The following is a 16,077-nucleotide window of genomic DNA, read 5'->3' on the forward strand; positions in this document are numbered from 1 at the left end:
CGATCGACGGCGGCCCAAGGGGTGTATCACCCCCCCGGTTCTATCCGAGAGTCTATCCCTCTTACTTATCGGTGCGCAGAACCTTCGTACGCAGAATGTTGTCGTTGAGGTTCAGGAGACGATCAACCTCATTGACCGTAGCGGACTCGCACTCAAGGTTGATGACGACGTAGACGCCCTCTTCCTTCTTGTCGATCGGGTAGGCCAGGCGGCGCTTGCCCCACACATCGACCTTTTCAACAGTGCCGTTTTCCTTGCGAACCACGTCAAGGAACTTCTCCAGGGACGGGGCTGCGGTGCGTGCATCCTGAGTGGGATCCAGGATGACCATGATTTCGTAGTGACGCACGGACCTCATCACCTCCTATGGTCTAGTAATTGAGTATTCGGCTACACCCGTCGTGGGTGTGGCAGGAGGGTCGTTGCGTCAAGCAACCTTTCAAAGATAGCGCACCCGGGGGTAAAAAGGCCAACGGTTCGGCGGCGCTCAGGCGGCGGCTAGGAGTTGGTCCCCGCCGCGTACAACACCGCGATGACCACCGGAATCACCGTCACCAGCACCAGGGCCGCGCCCCCGAGCGCCCAGGTGAGCGCCGCCGGCTTCTTGTACATAAAGCTGGCAAAGGCCCCCAGGATGCACAGGAAACCGCAGAACACGCTGGCCATCGTGACCAGCATCAGGGCCGCGCTCATCGGCCCGCCCCCGGCGTGCGCGCGGGGTCCCCCGGTGGGGGCAGCAGCGGGTCCCGGCCCCCGGCGGCGGCGCGCACCGCGTCCTCCCTCCGGCCCCGGCCCTGCTGCGCCACCATCACCGCCAGCGCCGTGACGATGCCCCCGCGCGCGAGGATCACCGCGCTAAAGAACCACAGCGGCACCCCGTTGCCCTCCTCCGCCCCGCTGTAGAGCATGGTGGCGGGAAAGACCGCGAACTCCGCGAGCATCCAGGCATACAGCCACCGCCAGCGCGGCAGCGCCAGCACCGCCGGGACGAGCAGCCACAGCGCGTGCTGGGGCAGCCACGCCTTGCCCACCAGCAGCGTCAGGGCCACCAGGAGGAACAGCACCTCGGCCAGGCGCGGGGCGCGCGCCGCGCCAGCGACCCACTGGACCACGGCCACAAGGCCCACCGCCCAGAGGATGGGCACCAGCACGTTCAGGGCCGCCGGGGGAAAGGACACCCCGAGGGCCTCGCCCACCAGGTAGTACAGCGTGCCCCAGTCCGCGTTGCGCCCGGCGGCGGCGCGGTAGAAGTCCGCCCAGGCCTGCGGGTACGCCAGCAGCACCGGCGCGTTCACCGCGAACCAGGCGGCGGCCGCCGCCCCGCCCGCGCGGCGCACCGAGGACCACCGCACGGGGTTCCCCGCGCCACCGCCGCCCCCGCGCGCCGCGACGAGCGCCAGGGCCACAAGCAGGAGGACGGGCCAGACCTGGAGGGCGGCGCCCAGGCCGATCCACAGGCCCGCCAGCCCCGAGCGGGCCCGGTGCAGCGCGTGCAGGGCCGCCACCAGGGCCGCCACGGCCAGGAGATCCCAGGCGTGGAAGGCGTAGACGATGAGTAGGGGAGAGGCGGCCACCAGCACCAGGTCCCAGACCCGGGGGCCCACCAGGTCCAGCAGCAGGCGCAGGGTGACGATCCACACGCAGCCCAGCGCCAGGGCGGTGAGCATGAAGTACCAGGCGGCGGGGGCCACCGGGAAGGGCAGCGCCCGCACCAGCGGCTCGGTGAGGTGGGCCAGGGCGTTGAGGGCCCACTGGAACAGGCCGGTGAGCACCGGGCCGTCCACCTGCCGTTCCGCAAAGGGGTTGCGTACCTGCTCGAAGTGCCGGGCGCCGTACTGGCCCACCACGTCGCTGTAGCAGGCGGACATGTACTGGCGGTTGCCGGACCAGTTGAGCGTGGCGCGCCCGCCCTCGCCCGTGGCGCTGACCAGGCAGTTGGCCTTGGAGAGGTACCCGAGGGAGAGGAAGGTCATGCCCAGGGCGATCAGCACGCGCAGGGGCGTCCACCACCGCTGGGTACCCACGCTGCCGAACCTGCCCGTGGGGCCGCCCAGGCGCTCGATCACGCCCGCGGCAAGCGGCTCGGTGCGCGCCGGTGCTACGCGATCGACCGGGCGATCGGCTGCGCCATCGACCGGGTCATCGACGCTGGGGGAAACGGACGGTGAATCGGGCACGTCGAGCCTTTTCTATCAGATGCCGAGGAGCTCCCCGACCTCGTCGGGGATGATCTGCACCGTGTCCGCGCCCTGGTTGTAGTCCTCCGGATTCGGGCCCGGCGCGGGGCGCTGCGCCGGGGCCGGGGGCTGCGGCTGGGGGGCCGGTGCCGGGGAGGGTGCCGCCGGGGCGGGCTGCTCCGCCGGGGCCGGGCTGGGCTGCGGGGCGGGCTGCTCCGCCGGGGTATCGGGCGTGGCGGCCTGGCCGGTGTCCGCGCCCGTGGCGCCGGAGGTATCGCCCGAGTAGGACGAGGAGGAGCCGGTGCCCGCCCCCGGGGCGGCGTAGCCGCCGCCGTAGCCGCCCGTGCCCCAGGTGATCGGCCCGGCCGGGGCGAAGTCCTCGAAGTCGCGGCCCTCCAGGGCGCCGTCGAGCGTGGCCTTCCAGATGTCCGTGGGCAGGCCGGAGCCGTACATCTGGCCGCCCCAGGCGGTGAGCAGCGGGGAGTTATCCTCGGTGCCCACCCACACGGCGGTGGCGAGCTGCGGGGTGGAGCCCACCATCCAGGCGTCCTTGTTGTAGCCGGTGTCCCCGAGCTGCGTGGTGCCCGTCTTGGAGGCCGAGGGGCGCCCACCCGCCAGCGTCTTGCCGTTGGAGTAGGCGGCGATGGGCTGCATGGCGTCGATGACGTTGTCCGCCACCACCTCGTTCACGCGGCGCTCGCCCGCCTGGTCCTCGCGCTCGTAGAGGACCTCGCCGTTGGCGGTCTCGACCTTCTGCACAAAGTGCGGCTGCTGCCACACGCCCCGGTTGGTCAGCGTGGCCACCGCCACCGCCATGTCCAGGGGGCGGGACTGGTACTGGCCCAGGACGATGCCCTCGTAGGGCTGCGCTCCGTTCTCCGTCAGGGTCTCGGGGATCCCCGGCAGGGAGCGCTCGATGCCCAGGGCGTGCGCCATGTCGGCGGTGTCCTGGGTGCCGTTGGCGAGGTCGTTCTGCAGGCGGATGAAGCTGGTGTTGTGAGAGTACTTCAGGGCGTCCTTGATGGAGCAGAAGCCGCAGTTGAAGCCCTCCACGTTGTTCACGGTGATGCCGCCGGGCAGGGTGACCGGGTCCGAGGAGTAGCCGGTGGACAGCGGGATGCCCTGCTGCAGAGCGGCCGCCAGGCCGAAGATCTTAAAGGTGGAGCCGGTCTGCAGGCCCGCGTTGGCGTAGTCCCAGCCGTGGGCGTCCTCGCCCCCGTAGTAGGCCCGCACCGCGCCGGTGGCGGGCTCCACGGAGACCGCCGCCGTGCGCAGGTTCTCCTGCTCGCCCTGGAGGTTGTTGTGCACCGCGTTCACGGTGGCCTCCTGGGCCTGCTGGTCGATGGTGGTGGTCACCTTGAGCCCGCGCATGGTCACGTCCTGCTCGGTGATGCCCAGGGTCTCCAGCTCCGCCATCACCTGGTTCTTAATCATGCCGTTGGTGCCGTCGGCCTCCGTGTAGGCGCTGTAGGAGGCGGGGTCCGTGGTCTGCGGGTACACCGCCTGCGCGCGCTGCTCCGGGGTCATGCCGCCGATCTCCACCATGCCGTCGAGCACGTAGTTCCAGCGCAGCTCGGACTCGGAGCGGTTCACCCACGGGTCGAGCTGGCTGGGGCGCTGGATGGCCGCCGCGAGCACGGCCCCCTCCTCGGGGGTCAGCTCGGCGGCGTGCTTGCCAAAGTACGCCTGGGAGGCGGACTCCACGCCGTAGGCGTTGCGGCCGAAGTACACCGTGTTCAGGTAGGCGGAGAGCACCTCCTCCTTGGACCACTCGTTGGCCATCTTGGTGGAATACACCAGCTCGCGCAGCTTGCGCTCGATGGAGTGCTCGTTGCCCACCAGCATGTTCTTCACGTACTGCTGGGTGATGGTGGAGCCGCCGCCCGCGGAGCTATCCCCGCGCAGCTGGCCAAGCACCGCGCGGCCAAAGCCCGTGATGGAAAAGCCGGGGTTGGTCCAGAACTCGCGGTCCTCGGCGGCGAGCACGGCGTTGCGCATGCCCTCGGGGATCTGGTCGTAGGGGATCTGCTGGCGGTTGCCGTCCGGGGGCACGATGCGCGCCAGCTCCTCGGAGGAATCCGAGGTGAAGATCTGCGAGACCTGCTTGGCGGACAGCTCCTCCGGCTCCGGGACCTTGGCCATGATGTAGGCCGCCATGAAGCCAACGATCGGCAGGAGGATCAGGAAGCCCAGCACACCCACCGAGGTCCAGAGGATGGGTCGCTTACGAAAGCCCCGCTTGGGCTCGTCGTCCTCGTACTCCTCATCGAAGTAATCGTCCTCGTACTCGTCGTACTGGCTCTTCTTTTTTGACACCTGCGATCCCCATCGTTCAACGTGTATGTGACATGCAGGTTACTTGTTCCACCCGGCCCAGGTCTAACCCTCGCCGCGGGGGTTGCCCTGCGGTTCCCCCTCCGCCACCGCGGTAGCGGAACTGAGCAGGTGATTCCACCGGCAGCGGGGACACACCTCCACGGTGTGCACGCTGACCTCGCCGCGCTCCGCCACCAGGGCCGCGATCTCCTCCTCGCTGCGGGCGGTGCCGGAGCGCCGCCCCAGCTCCTCCCCGTGCACCCACCGCACCACGCGGGCGTCGTCGGACCCGCACACCGGGCACGGGACGGGCGCGGGCACCCCGTGGAAGCGCGCGGCGGTGACCAGGAGGAAGTCGGCGTCGCACAGCGCCTCCCTGGGCACCTGCCCGGCGCGGAACCGGCGCAGCAGACTCCGCCGCTGCCACTGATGGCTCACTTCGTAGCGGTACTGGATCACGCGCCCGAGCCTAGAGAAAAGATCGGTCAGACCTTAAACCCCCACGGTTTCCGCCTCCATACTTCCCTAGCGCTACAGTAGAATCTATGAGTTCCCCCACCCCAGAAGAGGTGGCGCGAAAGGTACGACCCGCGCTGACCAAGCTGTATGTGATGTACTTCCGCGTTGCCGACCAGTCCAACCTCACCGGCCCGCAGCTTTCCATCATGACCCGGATGAAGGAAAACGGGGAGTCACGGATCAGCCACCTGGCCAAGGAAGAGGGGATCCGCATGCCCACCGCCTCCAACGCGCTGCACCAGCTAGAGCAGCGCGGGATGGTGGAGCGCATCCGCGACACCCAGGATCGCCGCGGCGTGCGCGTGCGCCTCACGGAGCTGGGGCTTACCGAGCTGGAGCGGGTGGGGGAGGAGCGTACCAAAAACCTGACGGGGATGCTCAAGCAGCTCTCCGATGAGGAACTCAACCGCGCCGACGAGCTGGTAGACATTATCAACTCTCTGGCCGCCACGTACGGCACCCCCGACGCCCCGCAGTAGTACCGCAGTAGTATCTCCCTCGATACCCCGCAGTCCATTCCCACGCAGTCCCACGGGAGGGTATGTAGATGACCACGGCGCACTCGGAGGAGGGCGGCCCCCAGCGCATCCTCGTGGCATGGCGGCCCGACGCCCCCAGCACCGACGCCATCGACTTTGCCGCCTGGCTTTCCCGCACCACCGACGTGCGCATCCGCGTGGTCACCACGTTCCTGCGCCCCTGGCCCGCGACGTCGCTGCAAAAGCTCGGGGGCAAGTACCGCAAGTGGCACGAGAAGCAGCGGCGCGCCTGCCACAAGGCCGTGACCAGGGCGTTGCAGCGCGCGCAGATCGAGCCCGGGCACTGGGATAAGGACGTCTCCGTGTTCGTGGACGGCCCCTCCCAGCCCGCGCTGCTCACCGAGGCCGCCGAGGAGTTCTCCGCCCACCTGGTGATCCTGGGCTCCCAGGCCGCCGCCCCCAAGGGGCGCTTCGTGGCCAACTCCACCGCGGACGCCCTGCTTCACTCCTCCCCCACGGCGCTGGGGCTGGTGCCGCGCTCGGCCAAGCTCTCCAAGCACGGGGTGCGGCGAGTGAACTTCGCCTACCTGGGCACCGAGCACGCCGACCACGACCCCAGCCTGGCCTACGCCGCCCGCATGGCCGCCACCTGGAAAACCCCGCTGCGCATCCTCTCCTTCTCCCCCTCCGGCATCGCGGACGCCTCCCTGGAGGGCAGCCTGAACCTGGGCAAGGAGCTGGCGCACGACTGGCGCGAGCACTCGCTGGCCATGCTGGACCGCGCCCGGGACTGGATCGCCTCCCTCTACCCCAGCCTGGAGCTGGAGTCCGAGGTGGGAACCGGGCCCGGGTGGTCCGGCGCCGTGGACGCCCTCAAGTGGAAGAAGGGCGACCTGCTGTGCCTGGGATCCAACCCCCTGGGGGCCATCGAGCGCGTCTTCGTGGGCAGCGCGGCCATGGACCTCCTGCCGCACGTGCGCGTGCCCGTGATCGTCTACCCCGTACCCCGCCGCTAGAACGCCACTAGAACGCCGCTAGAAAACCGAAAGGACGCCGCCATGCCGCACGCACTCGTCACCGGAGCCAGCAGGGGAGTGGGCCACCGGGTGGCCCGGCTGCTTCTCGACGCCGGCTGGACCGTGACCGCCCAGTACCGCACCGACCCGGACCCCGCGCTGCCCGCCCAGTGGTGGCAGGCGGACTTCTCCGCGCCCCTGCCCGCCGAGGCCCCGCTCCCCGAGCGGCTCGACGCCCTCATCCACTGCGCCGGGGTGTGCCCCATCGGCACCGCCGCCGAGACCCCGCGCGCCGCCTGGGAGGAATCGCTCGCCGTGAACCTCCACGCCCCCGTGGAGCTGACCGCCCGCCTGCTGCCCGCGCTGCGGGGCGCGGGCGGGCACGTGGTGTACGTGAACTCCGGGGCCGGGCTGCACTCCAAGCCCCGCTGGTCCGCGTACTCCTCCGCCAAGCACGCCGCCCGCGCCTGGTGCGACGCCCTGCGCGCCGAGGAGCCCGAGATCAAGGTGAGCAGCGTGTACCCCGGGCGCATCGCCACGGACATGCAGCGCGGCATCGTGGAGGAGCTGGGCGAGCGGTGGAACCCCGAGGCCTACCTCACCGCCGACGAGGTGGCCCGGGCGATCGTGGACGCCCTGGGCACCCGCGCCACCGACGTGCAGGTGCGGCCGTGAACCCGTTTTCCCGCACCCAGCCGGAGCACCCCGAAAACGATCTGCACGGCGACGCCGACGACGCCAACAAGATCCCGCCCGCCCCGCGCTCGGCGGAGGACCTGACCAGGCTCACCGACCCCGCCGTGCAGCACGCCCGCAACCAGGCCTCCACCCGCCAGGCCCTGTGGTGGCTGGGCGGCACGGTGGTGGGCTCCGCCGTGGTCTCCCTCGCCCTGGCGCTGGTGGCGCGCGCCCTCGGCGGCCCCTACTGCGAGGCGGGGCAGGCCGCCTGGCTCTGCTCCCGGGACGCGCAGGTGTGGTGGGGCGTGGGCTCCGCCGTGGTGCCGGTGGGCGGGCTGCTCGGCTGCATGATCCTCATGGTGCGCAAGCTCCAGCGCTACACCCGGTGGCGGGCCTGGATGGGCGTGTTCTGGGTGCTCGTGCCCCACGCCATGTTGTGGATGACCACCACGCTGCCCTACGCGATTATAGGCGGCAGCGCGGTGGGGTAGGGCCCGCCCCTAGTCCGCGGTGTTCCCGGCGTTGCTGGCGTCCACTGTGGTGCTGGCGTCCTCCGCGCGGGAGTCCAGCACCACCTCGAACTCCAGCAGCTCCGCGTTGGTGGCGGCGGGGCGGCGCTTCTCCTGCCCCTCCTCGCCCTCGCCGTGGGCGGCCGCCGCGCGGTTATCGCGCCAGTGCGCATACGAGGCCTCGTCCTTCCACCAGGTGACCACGAAATAGCGCTCCTCGCCCGCCGTGGGGCGCAGCAACTGGAAGCCCTCGAAGCCGGGGGCGCTGTCCACGGAATGCTTGCGGGCGGCAAAGCGCTCCTCCAGCGTGGCGGCGGCCTCGGCGGGAACGGTCAGGGCGTTGATCTTCACGATGCTCATGCCGCCCAGCATAACCCCGCGCGGCCGCGCACCATGCTCGGAGGCGGCACCGCGCCCGGACGGCGGCCCTACGGTTCCTGCGATTCCTGCGCGGACCGCCCCTCCGAAGCCCTCTCCATCGCCGTGCCCAGCACCAGCGCCCCGAGGAGGGTGAGTTTCCAGCTCAGCGCGCTCCAGCTCCACTCGCCGGGCCGGAGCACCAGCGTGTGCAGCACCACCAGGGCCACGTAGCCCGCGTACAGGGCGCAGATATAGGGCCAGCGAGAAAGGCCGCGAAGGAGCCAGGCCGCCAGCGGCAACAAGGCGGTGGCCGCCACGAGGGCCACCGCCGCCGGGCCTCCGTGCTCCGTGAGCGCGCGATAACTCCCCGAGAGGAAAACCACCGTGGTGAGCGTCAGCCCCACCGCCGCCCTGGTACTCCATCCGCGCACGGGCTGGCTCCTTCCCACTATCGACGTCACACCACCGGCGAGCCGCAGGCGGCCCTCACGGGGCACGAGTGTACGGGATGAGGCGGGTGGACGATGGCGCGGTGGTGTGTAGTGCTCAGGGCGCTATGCCATCGCCGCCGCCAGGCACTCCTCCCGCCCGCAGTGGCGCAGCCCCTCGCCCCGCCAGCAGGAGTCGCAGATGAGCACCTGGCGGCGGCAGCCCTCCTCGTTGGCGCAGTTGCGGAAGGAGGTGGTGTGCTCCCCGCAGTGCACGCAGCGGCCCAGCCTCGCGGGGTCGATGCCAAAGTTCATGGTCATGCGGCGATCAAAGACGTACAGGGAGCCCTCCCACAGCCCCTTGTTGCCGTAGGCCTCCCCGTAGCGAACGATGCCGCCGTCGATCTGGTACACCTCCTTGAAGCCCCGGTTCCGCATCAACGCGGACAGCACCTCGCACCGGATGCCGCCGGTGCAGTAGGTGACCACCGGGCGGTCCTTGAGGGCGTCGTACTTGCCGGATTCCAGCTCCGCGATGAAGTCGTGCGTGGTACGGACGTCGGGGACCACGGCGTTCTTGAAGCGACCGATCTGCGCCTCCATCGCGTTGCGCCCGTCGAAGAACACGACGTCCTCGCCCCGGCGCTCCACCAGCTCGTTGACCTCGTGCGGCTTGAGGTGCACGCCGCCGCCGATCACGCCGCCCTCGTCCACGCGGAGTTCCTCCGGCGCCCCGAAGGCCACGATCTCCTCGCGCGCCTTGACCGAGAGGCGGGGAAAATCCTCGGCACCGCCCTCCGACCACTTGAACTCCATGCCCTTAAAGCCGGGGTAATCGCGCGTCTTTTTGATGTAGCGCTTGCACGCCTCGATGTCCCCGCCCAGGGTGCCGTTGATCCCGTGCCTGGCCACGAGGATGCGGCCGCGCAGGCCCAGCGACTCGCACAGATCCCGCTGCCAGAGCTTGACGGCCTCCGGGTCCGCGATGGGGGTGAACTTGTAGTAAAGAAGAATCTTGCCGAGCGACACGGGACTATTCTATCACCACAGATTCTATGCCATGCGATATACTGTAGAAAATAATCTGCTCATGCCACAGATAGAAATAAAGAGAAGGCCATAAAACATGCCATTAAACTTCTGCGGAAAAAATGTATCTATTTTAGAGAGTTATAGCGGAGAGGACTTTTCCCATCAGAACCTAGACATGCTGTCCGCCTACGGCTTAACCATAGAAAATGTAAGCTTCAAGGGATCATCACTCAGGCACGCTGGCTTCACACTCTCTACCTTGATCAATGTTGACTTCACTGACGCAGACCTCCGAGACGCGTGGCTGAACGATACCGAACTTGACGGATGCATATTCACCAATGCAGATCTACGCGGAGCCAAGTTAGAAATGTCTAATATAACGCCGGAGCAATTGCGAAGCGCGCGGACAGACGAAACAACCAGGTTACACTGTTAAATTCTCCACGAGAAACTACAAAGAAAGTAGCACACCTACAGAATAAGCAGATGCACCTACCAGCGAGCGACATCATCATTGATGACGCTCGTGAATATATTTATTGCAATTGGGGCGATCGAGCAACCCAATCAGGACACTTATCACCAAGCCCCTGATCGCGACTCCAAGGGCAGAACGTCGTAACAACCCCTTGACTTTTACCGTCAAAGCTATTATTAATCTTGTAACGCACTACTGTGCGCACATTCCTCACTTCAGCATTCCTACACAGCAAGTATCCAATCCTACATTTAGTATGGACCATAGGAAGCTCATATACCATCGCTTCCATCTCCCCCACATCCTCCCTGTGATAAAATGGTGCCCACCTGGAAACCACACGCGCAGAATTACGAGGAAGCCCATGTTTACTCACAATTTTATCAGCAATATTCTTCCTTAAATTTACCTTCTTCCCATCGGCAGATATCCACGAATCAACAATCTCATGGTCTGATTTATTTTTGAATAAATTTAAAGGCGCGACACCTACCGAATTTTTGACAAACCCTTCGGCCTGACTCTTGACCATTTCAATGACCGGCAAGCGTGACGTTCCTTCAATATAGCCAAAATCAACGCCAAAATCCATACCCGGGAGTGGTATAGACGGTATGGACGGTATCGCAGGAATGAGGTTTGCCCTCACAGAAGAAGCTGCACTCGCATTAGCGTGAACTTGACCGCCAAATAAAAGTGCAGAGACAAGCATCAGTATGCTTAAGATCTTATTTCTCACTATACCCCCTCAATACAGCACCCCTTTTTACGGGATGCGACATTAGTAGCGATTCAACCCGCACCGTTATGATCATGATAGCACACATACCGCTACTGATGGCTCCTTACCCCCAATCGGGGTATACCCACGGCAACTGAAACGATCCACCCCTCGCCACACCCCTTGAGAGCATCGTTCAATGCCGCCGGGCTCCTAGCATCGCAGCCGTATCACCACTTGCTCGATACCAACCAGAAAGGTTCTCATGAGCAGCAAGAAGATTCGCGTGGCCATCGCCGGGGTGGGCAACTGCGCCACCTCCCTGATCCAGGGCGTGGAGTACTACCGCGATACCCCCGCCAGCGAGACCGTCCCCGGCCTCATGCACGTGCAGTTCGGGGACTATCACGTGGGAGACATCGAGTTCGTCGCGGCCTTCGACGTGGACGCCGCCAAGGTGGGCCGGGATCTCGCGGACGCCACCCGCGCCTCGCGCAACTGCACCATCACCATCGCGGAGGTGCCCCCGCTCGGCGTGACCGTGCAGCGCGGGCCGACCCTCGACGGCCTGGGCACCCACTACCGGCAGGCGGTGGAGGAATCCGAGGCGCCCGAGGTGGACGTGGCCGCCGCGCTGCGCGAGGCCCGTGCGGACGTCCTCGTTTCCTTCCTCCCCGTGGGCTCCGAGCGCGCCGATAAGGCCTACGCCCAGGCGGCACTGGACGCCGGGTGCGCCTTCGTCAACGCGTTGCCGGTGTTCATCGCCTCCGACCCCGAGTGGGCGGAAAAGTTCCGTAAGGCGGGCCTGCCGATCGTCGGGGACGACGTGAAGTCCCAGGTGGGGGCCACCATCACCCACCGGGTGCTGGCCCGGCTCTTCGAGGAGCGCGGGGTGCGGCTGGATCACACCATGCAGCTCAACGTGGGCGGCAACATGGACTTCCAGAACATGCTCGACCGCGAGCGCCTGGAGTCCAAGAAGATCTCCAAGACGCAGTCCGTGACCTCCAACCTCAGCAGCGGCCCCCTCGCCGGAAAGACCAGCGACCGCAACGTGCACATCGGCCCCTCCGACTACGTGGAGTGGCTGGACGACCGCAAGTGGGCCTACGTGCGCCTGGAGGGAACCACCTTCGGCGGGGTGCCCCTGAACCTGGAGTACAAGCTGGAGGTCTGGGATTCGCCCAACTCCGCGGGCATTATCATCGACGCCCTCCGCGCCGCCAAGATCGCCCTGGATAGGGGAGTGGGCGGGCCGATCATGGCGGCCTCGTCCTACCTGATGAAGTCCCCGCCGGAGCAGCTTCCCGACGACCTCGCCCGGCAGCGCCTGGAGGAGTTCATCACCGGCTAGATACACCACACCCCCGGCGGGGTTCCCCGCCGGGGGTGTGGGATCTGCGGCCTCCTACTCGTACCGCAGGGCCTCGATAGGGTTGAGCTTGGCGGCCTTGTTCGCCGGGTAGTACCCGAAGAACATGCCGATGGCCATCGAGAAGAGCAGGGAGATGAGCACGCCGTCGAGCGGGGGCAGCACCACCGCGCCCACGAAGGACGCGGCGAACATGCCCAGCGCGCCGCCCAGCACCACGCCGATGATCCCGCCGAGCAGGCACACGATCATGGCCTCGATGATGAACTGGAGGCGGATGTCGCGGCGGCGGGCACCGAGGGCCTTGCGCACGCCGATCTCCCGGGTGCGCTCGGTGACGGTGACCAGCATGATGTTCATGACGCCGATGCCGCCCACCAGCAGGGAGATGCCGCCGATGGCGGTCACCGCGAGGGACATGCTGCCAATCACGGAGTTGACCTCGTCCACCTGCTTCTGGAAGTCGCTCACCCGCACCATGGCGTTCTCGTTGGCGGCGTAGATGCCGTCGAAGTACCCCTGGATGTCCGCCTTCACCTGCTCGCGGTCGGCCTCGGGGGAGAGGCGCACGCTGACCTGGCCGAGCAGCGAGGAGTAGGAGGCGATCTCCTTGAAGGAGGTGTAGGGGATGTAGGCGTTGGCCATGCCGAAGCCGCCGCCGAAGAAGCCCTGGTCGTTATCGCCCTTGTACACGCCCACCACGCGGAAGAGGGTCTCGTCCTCATCGCTGCTGATGAGGGAGACCTCGGAGCCGAGCGCGGCGGAGGCGTCGCCGTGGAAGAGGGTATCCACGGCCTCCGGGCCGAGCACCACGACCTTGCGGTTGTTGTCCAGGTCCTCGTCCGTGATGGCGCGGCCGTACTCCACCTCCACGGAGTTCATGCTCAGGTAGTCCGGGTTGACGCCGTTGATCTGGACGGAGGATTCCCCGGACTCGTTGACCGCGTTGCCGGAGAGGTAACTGTTTTCCCCGATGCCCACGCCGTCGATGACGTCGTCGAACTGCTCGCGCAGGTCGTTCAGCATCTCCGGGGTGAGCTCGTCCTCCTCGTTGGACACGGAGCTGCCGTAGTAGTACATCTCCTCGTCCCCCTCCTCGCCGGGGAAGGAGACCGTCTCCTCGTCCTCGTCCGGGCGATCCTGGACGGAGACCTGGAGGTCGCTGGCGCCCAGGCGGGCGAGGCCCTCGGTGGCCTCGTTCTTCATCGCCGCGCCGATGGTCTGAATGGTAATCACCGAGGCGATGCCGATGATGATGCCCAGGAGGGTCAGCAGCGAGCGCATCTTGTTGGTGCGCATGCTGCCCAGGGCTAGGCGGATGGCTTCGACCATGCTCACAGGTAGCCTCCTGACTCGACGTCCACGCGGCCGTCCACGAGGGTGATGGTGCGATCGGTTTCCTGGGCCAGCTCCGGGTTGTGCGTAATAAAGACGATGGAGCGGCCCATCTCCTCGTGCAGGCTGTGGAAGATGTCCATGACCATGCGGCCGGTGCGGCTGTCCAGGGCGCCGGTGGGCTCGTCGGCAAGCAGAATGTCCGGGTCGTTGGCCAGGGCGCGGGCGATGGCCACGCGCTGCTTCTGGCCGCCGGAGAGCTCGGAGGGCTGGTGATCCACGCGGTCGCTCATGCCCACCAGGCCCAGCAGGTCCTTGGCCCGCGCGGTGCGCTCGCGGGGGTTGATGCCCGCGTACATCATGGGCATCTCCACGTTGCGCAGGGCGCTGATGCGGCTGATCAGGTTGAAGTTCTGGAACACAAAGCCGATGGTCTTGGCGCGGGTGGCGGCCAGGGCGTTATCGTCCGAGTCGAGCACGTTCACGCCGTCGAGCCAGTACCCGCCGGAGGTGGGGCGGTCCAGGAGCCCGATGATGTTCATCAGGGTGGACTTGCCGGAACCGGAAGAGCCCACCACGGAGAGGAACTCCCCGTGGCGCACCGAGAGATCAATGCCGTGGAGCACCGTAAGCTCGTTCGGAGAGCCCTGGTTAAAGGTTTTCACGATCGAGCGTAACTCGATCAAGGTGCGCTGCTGTTCTTCCATGAGGTCGATTCTGCCCTCTCAATCCCTTCTCTAGCCCGCTGTTAGGACGGCAAGCCGTCGGACACATCGACCTTCTTGCCCTCGAGATCCTGATACATGTAGGGCTGGAGGATCACGCGATCGCTGCTCTTGAGGTCGCTGCCGTTGACCGCGACGAGGTAGCCGTCCGTCTCGCCGGTCTCCACCTCGCGCTCCACCACGCGGGAATCGCGGGTGACCACCAGCACCGCCTCGCTGCCGCTCTCGGAGCTGTACACCGACTCCGCGGGCACCGCCATGGTGTCCTTGGCGATCTCCTGCAGGATCTTGGCGCGGGCCGAGGCGCCCATGCGCAGGCCCTCGGTATCGCCCGTGACGGCGATCTCCACCGGGAAGGTCACCTTGGCGCCGCTGCCCGCCGAGGAGGAGGACCCCATCGCGGAGGAGCTATCCTCCTGCGGGGCCGTGCCGCCGGCCACGGGGGAGACGGAGACGACCTCGCCGGTGAACTCCTTGTCCCCGGTCGCGGGGGTGGTGAAGGTCACCTGGGAGCCCTCCGTCACCTTGTCGATGTCCGTCTCCTTGACCTCGCCGCGCATCTTGAAGGCGGAGTCGTCGGCCACCACCATCATGGTGCCCTCGGCGTTCTGCCCCTCCTTGACGCGCACCTCGGTGATCACGCCGTCCATCGGGGCCTTCACGGAGGCGTCGTCGATCTGCTTGCGCAGCTTCTCCACGGCCTTCTCGGCCTCTTTGTCCGCGTCCTCCGCGCTCTTGCGGGTATCGCGCACCACCTTGGCCTGGGCGTCCACGTCCTTCTGGGTCACGCCGGTGTCCACCACGTTGGCCTCGGCCAGCGCCTGCTGCAGGGCCTCGGGCTCGATCTCCGGGTTGGAGCGCGCCTGGTCCAGGGTGTACTCCTTGCCGTCGTACACGATGGTGGCGTTGCCGCGCGCGGCCTCGGCCTTGAGCCGCTCGTACTCCTTCTCGGCGGCGGCCACGGCCTCGTCGCCCTCCTTGCGCACCGCGTCCGCGTGGCGCTCGGCCTCCGCGAGCTGCTCCTTGAGGTCGTCGGCGTTGAGGGAGGCCAGGACCTGGTCCTTCTCCACGCGGTCGCCCACGGCCACGTCGAGCTTTTCCACCTTGGCCGCGCCCGGGGCGGAGATGACCTGCTGGCTCTCCGGCTCGATGGTGGCGGACACCGCGATGCGGTTGACGATGCCCTCGGTGGACACCGGCTGGAGGTCCATGCTGGTCAGCTCGGAGTCCCCGGAGGAATCCCCGCCGCCGAACACGGAGCGGCACCCGAGGAACACGAGCAGGAGCAGCAGGAGGAGGCCCAGCAGGGCCAGGAGGGTGCGGCGGCGCTTCTTCTTGCGCTCCTCCTCCGCGTGGTCCTCGCCCAGCACGGCGGAGGCCGAGGACTCCTCCGTGGCCTCCTCGGTCTCGCCCTCGGGGGACTCGGTGGGCTCCTCATCCCCCTCGGGGGCCTCGCCGGAGCCCTCCGTGTCCTCCGTACCCTCGGCACCCGCAGAGCCGAAGCGGCGGGACAGCGCCGAGGAACCCGCGGCCCCGGCCGCGCCGGCCGCCAGGCCCGCCGCGCCGAAGCCCACGTTGTCCACGTCCGCGGCGCCGATCCCGGAGGCGCCCGCGGTGGTGTTGCCCGCCGCGATCTCCGTCTGCGCGGTGGGGCGCTCCGCGCCGTGATCGGCGGCCTCCCGATCCCCCTCCACGGATTCGACCTCGGGGGACTCGCGGGACACCCGGGGCTCGGCGGCGCCCGTGGCCCCGGCGGCCTCGGTGGTCACGAGGTCCTCCTCCTTCCCGTTGCGGGGCGGCATGGGAACCTCGTTATAGAGGGAACCTTCAATGAGCTTTGGCGGGTCATTCTCAGTATTCACGCGCATATCCCCCGGCCCCTCGCCCGCCGTGCGCGGGCGGCCGTAAGGCTGGGGCCGGGGTTCTCCT

18 protein-coding genes are annotated in these 16,077 nt (G+C 67.4%); 6 read left to right on the forward strand and 12 right to left on the reverse strand.

Annotated features, from left to right (window positions below):
* Positions 1-61: 61 nt before the first annotated feature.
* From rpsF to B140_RS0104145, 5 genes are all read right to left on the reverse strand, one after another.
* Positions 62-349 (reverse strand): 30S ribosomal protein S6, encoded by a 288-nt coding sequence (gene rpsF / locus B140_RS0104125; RefSeq protein WP_026165976.1) that lies wholly within the window; start codon positions 347-349, stop codon positions 62-64.
* 149 nt (positions 350-498) lie between these two features.
* Positions 499-693 carry a hypothetical protein gene (locus B140_RS0104130; RefSeq protein ID WP_026165977.1) on the reverse strand — a complete coding sequence of 65 codons (195 nt, stop codon included), beginning with the start codon at positions 691-693 and terminating at the stop codon, positions 499-501.
* Positions 690-2,177: a glycosyltransferase 87 family protein gene (locus B140_RS11930; RefSeq protein WP_018118089.1), complete on the reverse strand. Its 1,488-nt coding sequence runs from the start codon at positions 2,175-2,177 to the stop codon at positions 690-692. Before B140_RS11930 ends, B140_RS0104130 begins: the two co-directional genes overlap by 4 nt.
* A gap of 15 nt (positions 2,178-2,192) precedes the next feature.
* Positions 2,193-4,493: a transglycosylase domain-containing protein gene (locus B140_RS0104140; protein WP_018118090.1), complete on the reverse strand. Its 2,301-nt coding sequence runs from the start codon at positions 4,491-4,493 to the stop codon at positions 2,193-2,195.
* Between the two features lie 63 nt (positions 4,494-4,556).
* On the reverse strand, positions 4,557-4,952 hold the full coding sequence (locus B140_RS0104145; protein ID WP_018118091.1) for a DUF5318 family protein: 396 nt from the start codon (positions 4,950-4,952) through the stop codon (positions 4,557-4,559).
* Positions 4,953-5,038: 86 nt separating this feature from the next.
* On the opposite strand from B140_RS0104145, the gene B140_RS0104150 reads away from it, so the two are divergent.
* The 4 genes from B140_RS0104150 to B140_RS0104165 all read left to right on the forward strand — a co-directional run bounded on the left by B140_RS0104150 (position 5,039) and on the right by B140_RS0104165 (position 7,676).
* Positions 5,039-5,491: a MarR family winged helix-turn-helix transcriptional regulator gene (locus B140_RS0104150; RefSeq protein WP_026165978.1), complete on the forward strand. Its 453-nt coding sequence runs from the start codon at positions 5,039-5,041 to the stop codon at positions 5,489-5,491.
* Between the two features lie 68 nt (positions 5,492-5,559).
* On the forward strand, positions 5,560-6,507 hold the full coding sequence (locus tag B140_RS0104155) for a universal stress protein (RefSeq protein ID WP_018118093.1): 948 nt from the start codon (positions 5,560-5,562) through the stop codon (positions 6,505-6,507).
* Between the two features lie 42 nt (positions 6,508-6,549).
* Complete coding sequence (locus B140_RS0104160; protein WP_026165979.1) at positions 6,550-7,182, forward strand: SDR family oxidoreductase; 633 nt, start codon at positions 6,550-6,552, stop codon at positions 7,180-7,182.
* Positions 7,179-7,676: a hypothetical protein gene (locus tag B140_RS0104165; RefSeq protein ID WP_018118095.1), complete on the forward strand. Its 498-nt coding sequence runs from the start codon at positions 7,179-7,181 to the stop codon at positions 7,674-7,676. Before B140_RS0104160 ends, B140_RS0104165 begins: the two co-directional genes overlap by 4 nt.
* 9 nt (positions 7,677-7,685) lie before the next feature.
* Here B140_RS0104165 and B140_RS11935 read toward each other — a convergent pair whose 3' ends face one another.
* From B140_RS11935 to trhO, 3 genes are all read right to left on the reverse strand, one after another.
* Positions 7,686-8,054, reverse strand: a complete 369-nt coding sequence (locus B140_RS11935; protein WP_051069249.1) for an antibiotic biosynthesis monooxygenase family protein — start codon at positions 8,052-8,054, stop codon at positions 7,686-7,688.
* Between the two features lie 68 nt (positions 8,055-8,122).
* Positions 8,123-8,485 (reverse strand): hypothetical protein, encoded by a 363-nt coding sequence (locus tag B140_RS0104175; RefSeq protein ID WP_018118097.1) that lies wholly within the window; start codon positions 8,483-8,485, stop codon positions 8,123-8,125.
* 123 nt (positions 8,486-8,608) lie between these two features.
* Positions 8,609-9,511 carry an oxygen-dependent tRNA uridine(34) hydroxylase TrhO gene (gene trhO / locus B140_RS0104180; RefSeq protein ID WP_018118098.1) on the reverse strand — a complete coding sequence of 301 codons (903 nt, stop codon included), beginning with the start codon at positions 9,509-9,511 and terminating at the stop codon, positions 8,609-8,611.
* A gap of 178 nt (positions 9,512-9,689) precedes the next feature.
* Here trhO and B140_RS14620 point away from each other — a divergent pair, with 178 nt between their 5' ends.
* Positions 9,690-9,953: a pentapeptide repeat-containing protein gene (locus B140_RS14620; RefSeq protein ID WP_425304660.1), complete on the forward strand. Its 264-nt coding sequence runs from the start codon at positions 9,690-9,692 to the stop codon at positions 9,951-9,953.
* A 100-nt stretch (positions 9,954-10,053) separates the two neighbouring features.
* Here the strand turns inward: B140_RS14620 and B140_RS13690 are convergent, their stop codons facing one another.
* On the reverse strand, positions 10,054-10,734 hold the full coding sequence (locus B140_RS13690; protein ID WP_156801651.1) for a hypothetical protein: 681 nt from the start codon (positions 10,732-10,734) through the stop codon (positions 10,054-10,056).
* A 247-nt stretch (positions 10,735-10,981) separates the two neighbouring features.
* Here B140_RS13690 and B140_RS0104185 point away from each other — a divergent pair, with 247 nt between their 5' ends.
* Positions 10,982-12,070, forward strand: coding sequence for an inositol-3-phosphate synthase (locus B140_RS0104185; protein WP_018118099.1), 1,089 nt, complete (start codon positions 10,982-10,984; stop codon positions 12,068-12,070).
* 54 nt (positions 12,071-12,124) lie between these two features.
* Here the strand turns inward: B140_RS0104185 and B140_RS0104190 are convergent, their stop codons facing one another.
* The 3 genes from B140_RS0104190 to B140_RS12940 are packed head-to-tail and all read right to left on the reverse strand — an operon-like array spanning position 12,125 to position 16,010.
* Complete coding sequence (locus tag B140_RS0104190) at positions 12,125-13,420, reverse strand: ABC transporter permease (protein ID WP_244874390.1); 1,296 nt, start codon at positions 13,418-13,420, stop codon at positions 12,125-12,127.
* Between the two features lie 2 nt (positions 13,421-13,422).
* Positions 13,423-14,130 carry an ABC transporter ATP-binding protein gene (locus B140_RS0104195; RefSeq protein ID WP_018118101.1) on the reverse strand — a complete coding sequence of 236 codons (708 nt, stop codon included), beginning with the start codon at positions 14,128-14,130 and terminating at the stop codon, positions 13,423-13,425.
* 41 nt (positions 14,131-14,171) lie between these two features.
* The gene (locus tag B140_RS12940; RefSeq protein ID WP_156801652.1) at positions 14,172-16,010 is read right to left on the reverse strand and encodes an efflux RND transporter periplasmic adaptor subunit; all 1,839 of its coding nucleotides are present in this window, start codon (positions 16,008-16,010) and stop codon (positions 14,172-14,174) included.
* Positions 16,011-16,077 lie beyond the last annotated feature (67 nt).

The sequence above is a fragment of the Corynebacterium mastitidis DSM 44356 genome (assembly GCF_000375365.1).
Classification (GTDB): domain Bacteria; phylum Actinomycetota; class Actinomycetes; order Mycobacteriales; family Mycobacteriaceae; genus Corynebacterium; species Corynebacterium mastitidis.

Excerpts from the sequence above, each read along its gene's own strand:
- B140_RS0104130 (WP_026165977.1), bottom strand. The coding sequence starts at position 693 with ATGAGCGCGGCCCTGATGCTGGTCACGATGGCCAGCGTGTTCTGCGGT.
- B140_RS0104150 (WP_026165978.1), top strand. The coding sequence starts at position 5,039 with ATGAGTTCCCCCACCCCAGAAGAGGTGGCGCGAAAGGTACGACCCGCG.
- B140_RS0104155 (WP_018118093.1), top strand. The coding sequence starts at position 5,560 with ATGACCACGGCGCACTCGGAGGAGGGCGGCCCCCAGCGCATCCTCGTG.
- B140_RS0104160 (WP_026165979.1), top strand. The coding sequence starts at position 6,550 with ATGCCGCACGCACTCGTCACCGGAGCCAGCAGGGGAGTGGGCCACCGG.
- B140_RS11935 (WP_051069249.1), bottom strand. The coding sequence starts at position 8,054 with ATGAGCATCGTGAAGATCAACGCCCTGACCGTTCCCGCCGAGGCCGCC.
- B140_RS14620 (WP_425304660.1), top strand. The coding sequence starts at position 9,690 with ATGCTGTCCGCCTACGGCTTAACCATAGAAAATGTAAGCTTCAAGGGA.
- B140_RS0104185 (WP_018118099.1), top strand. The coding sequence starts at position 10,982 with ATGAGCAGCAAGAAGATTCGCGTGGCCATCGCCGGGGTGGGCAACTGC.
- B140_RS0104190 (WP_244874390.1), bottom strand. The coding sequence starts at position 13,420 with ATGGTCGAAGCCATCCGCCTAGCCCTGGGCAGCATGCGCACCAACAAG.
- B140_RS0104195 (WP_018118101.1), bottom strand. The coding sequence starts at position 14,130 with ATGGAAGAACAGCAGCGCACCTTGATCGAGTTACGCTCGATCGTGAAA.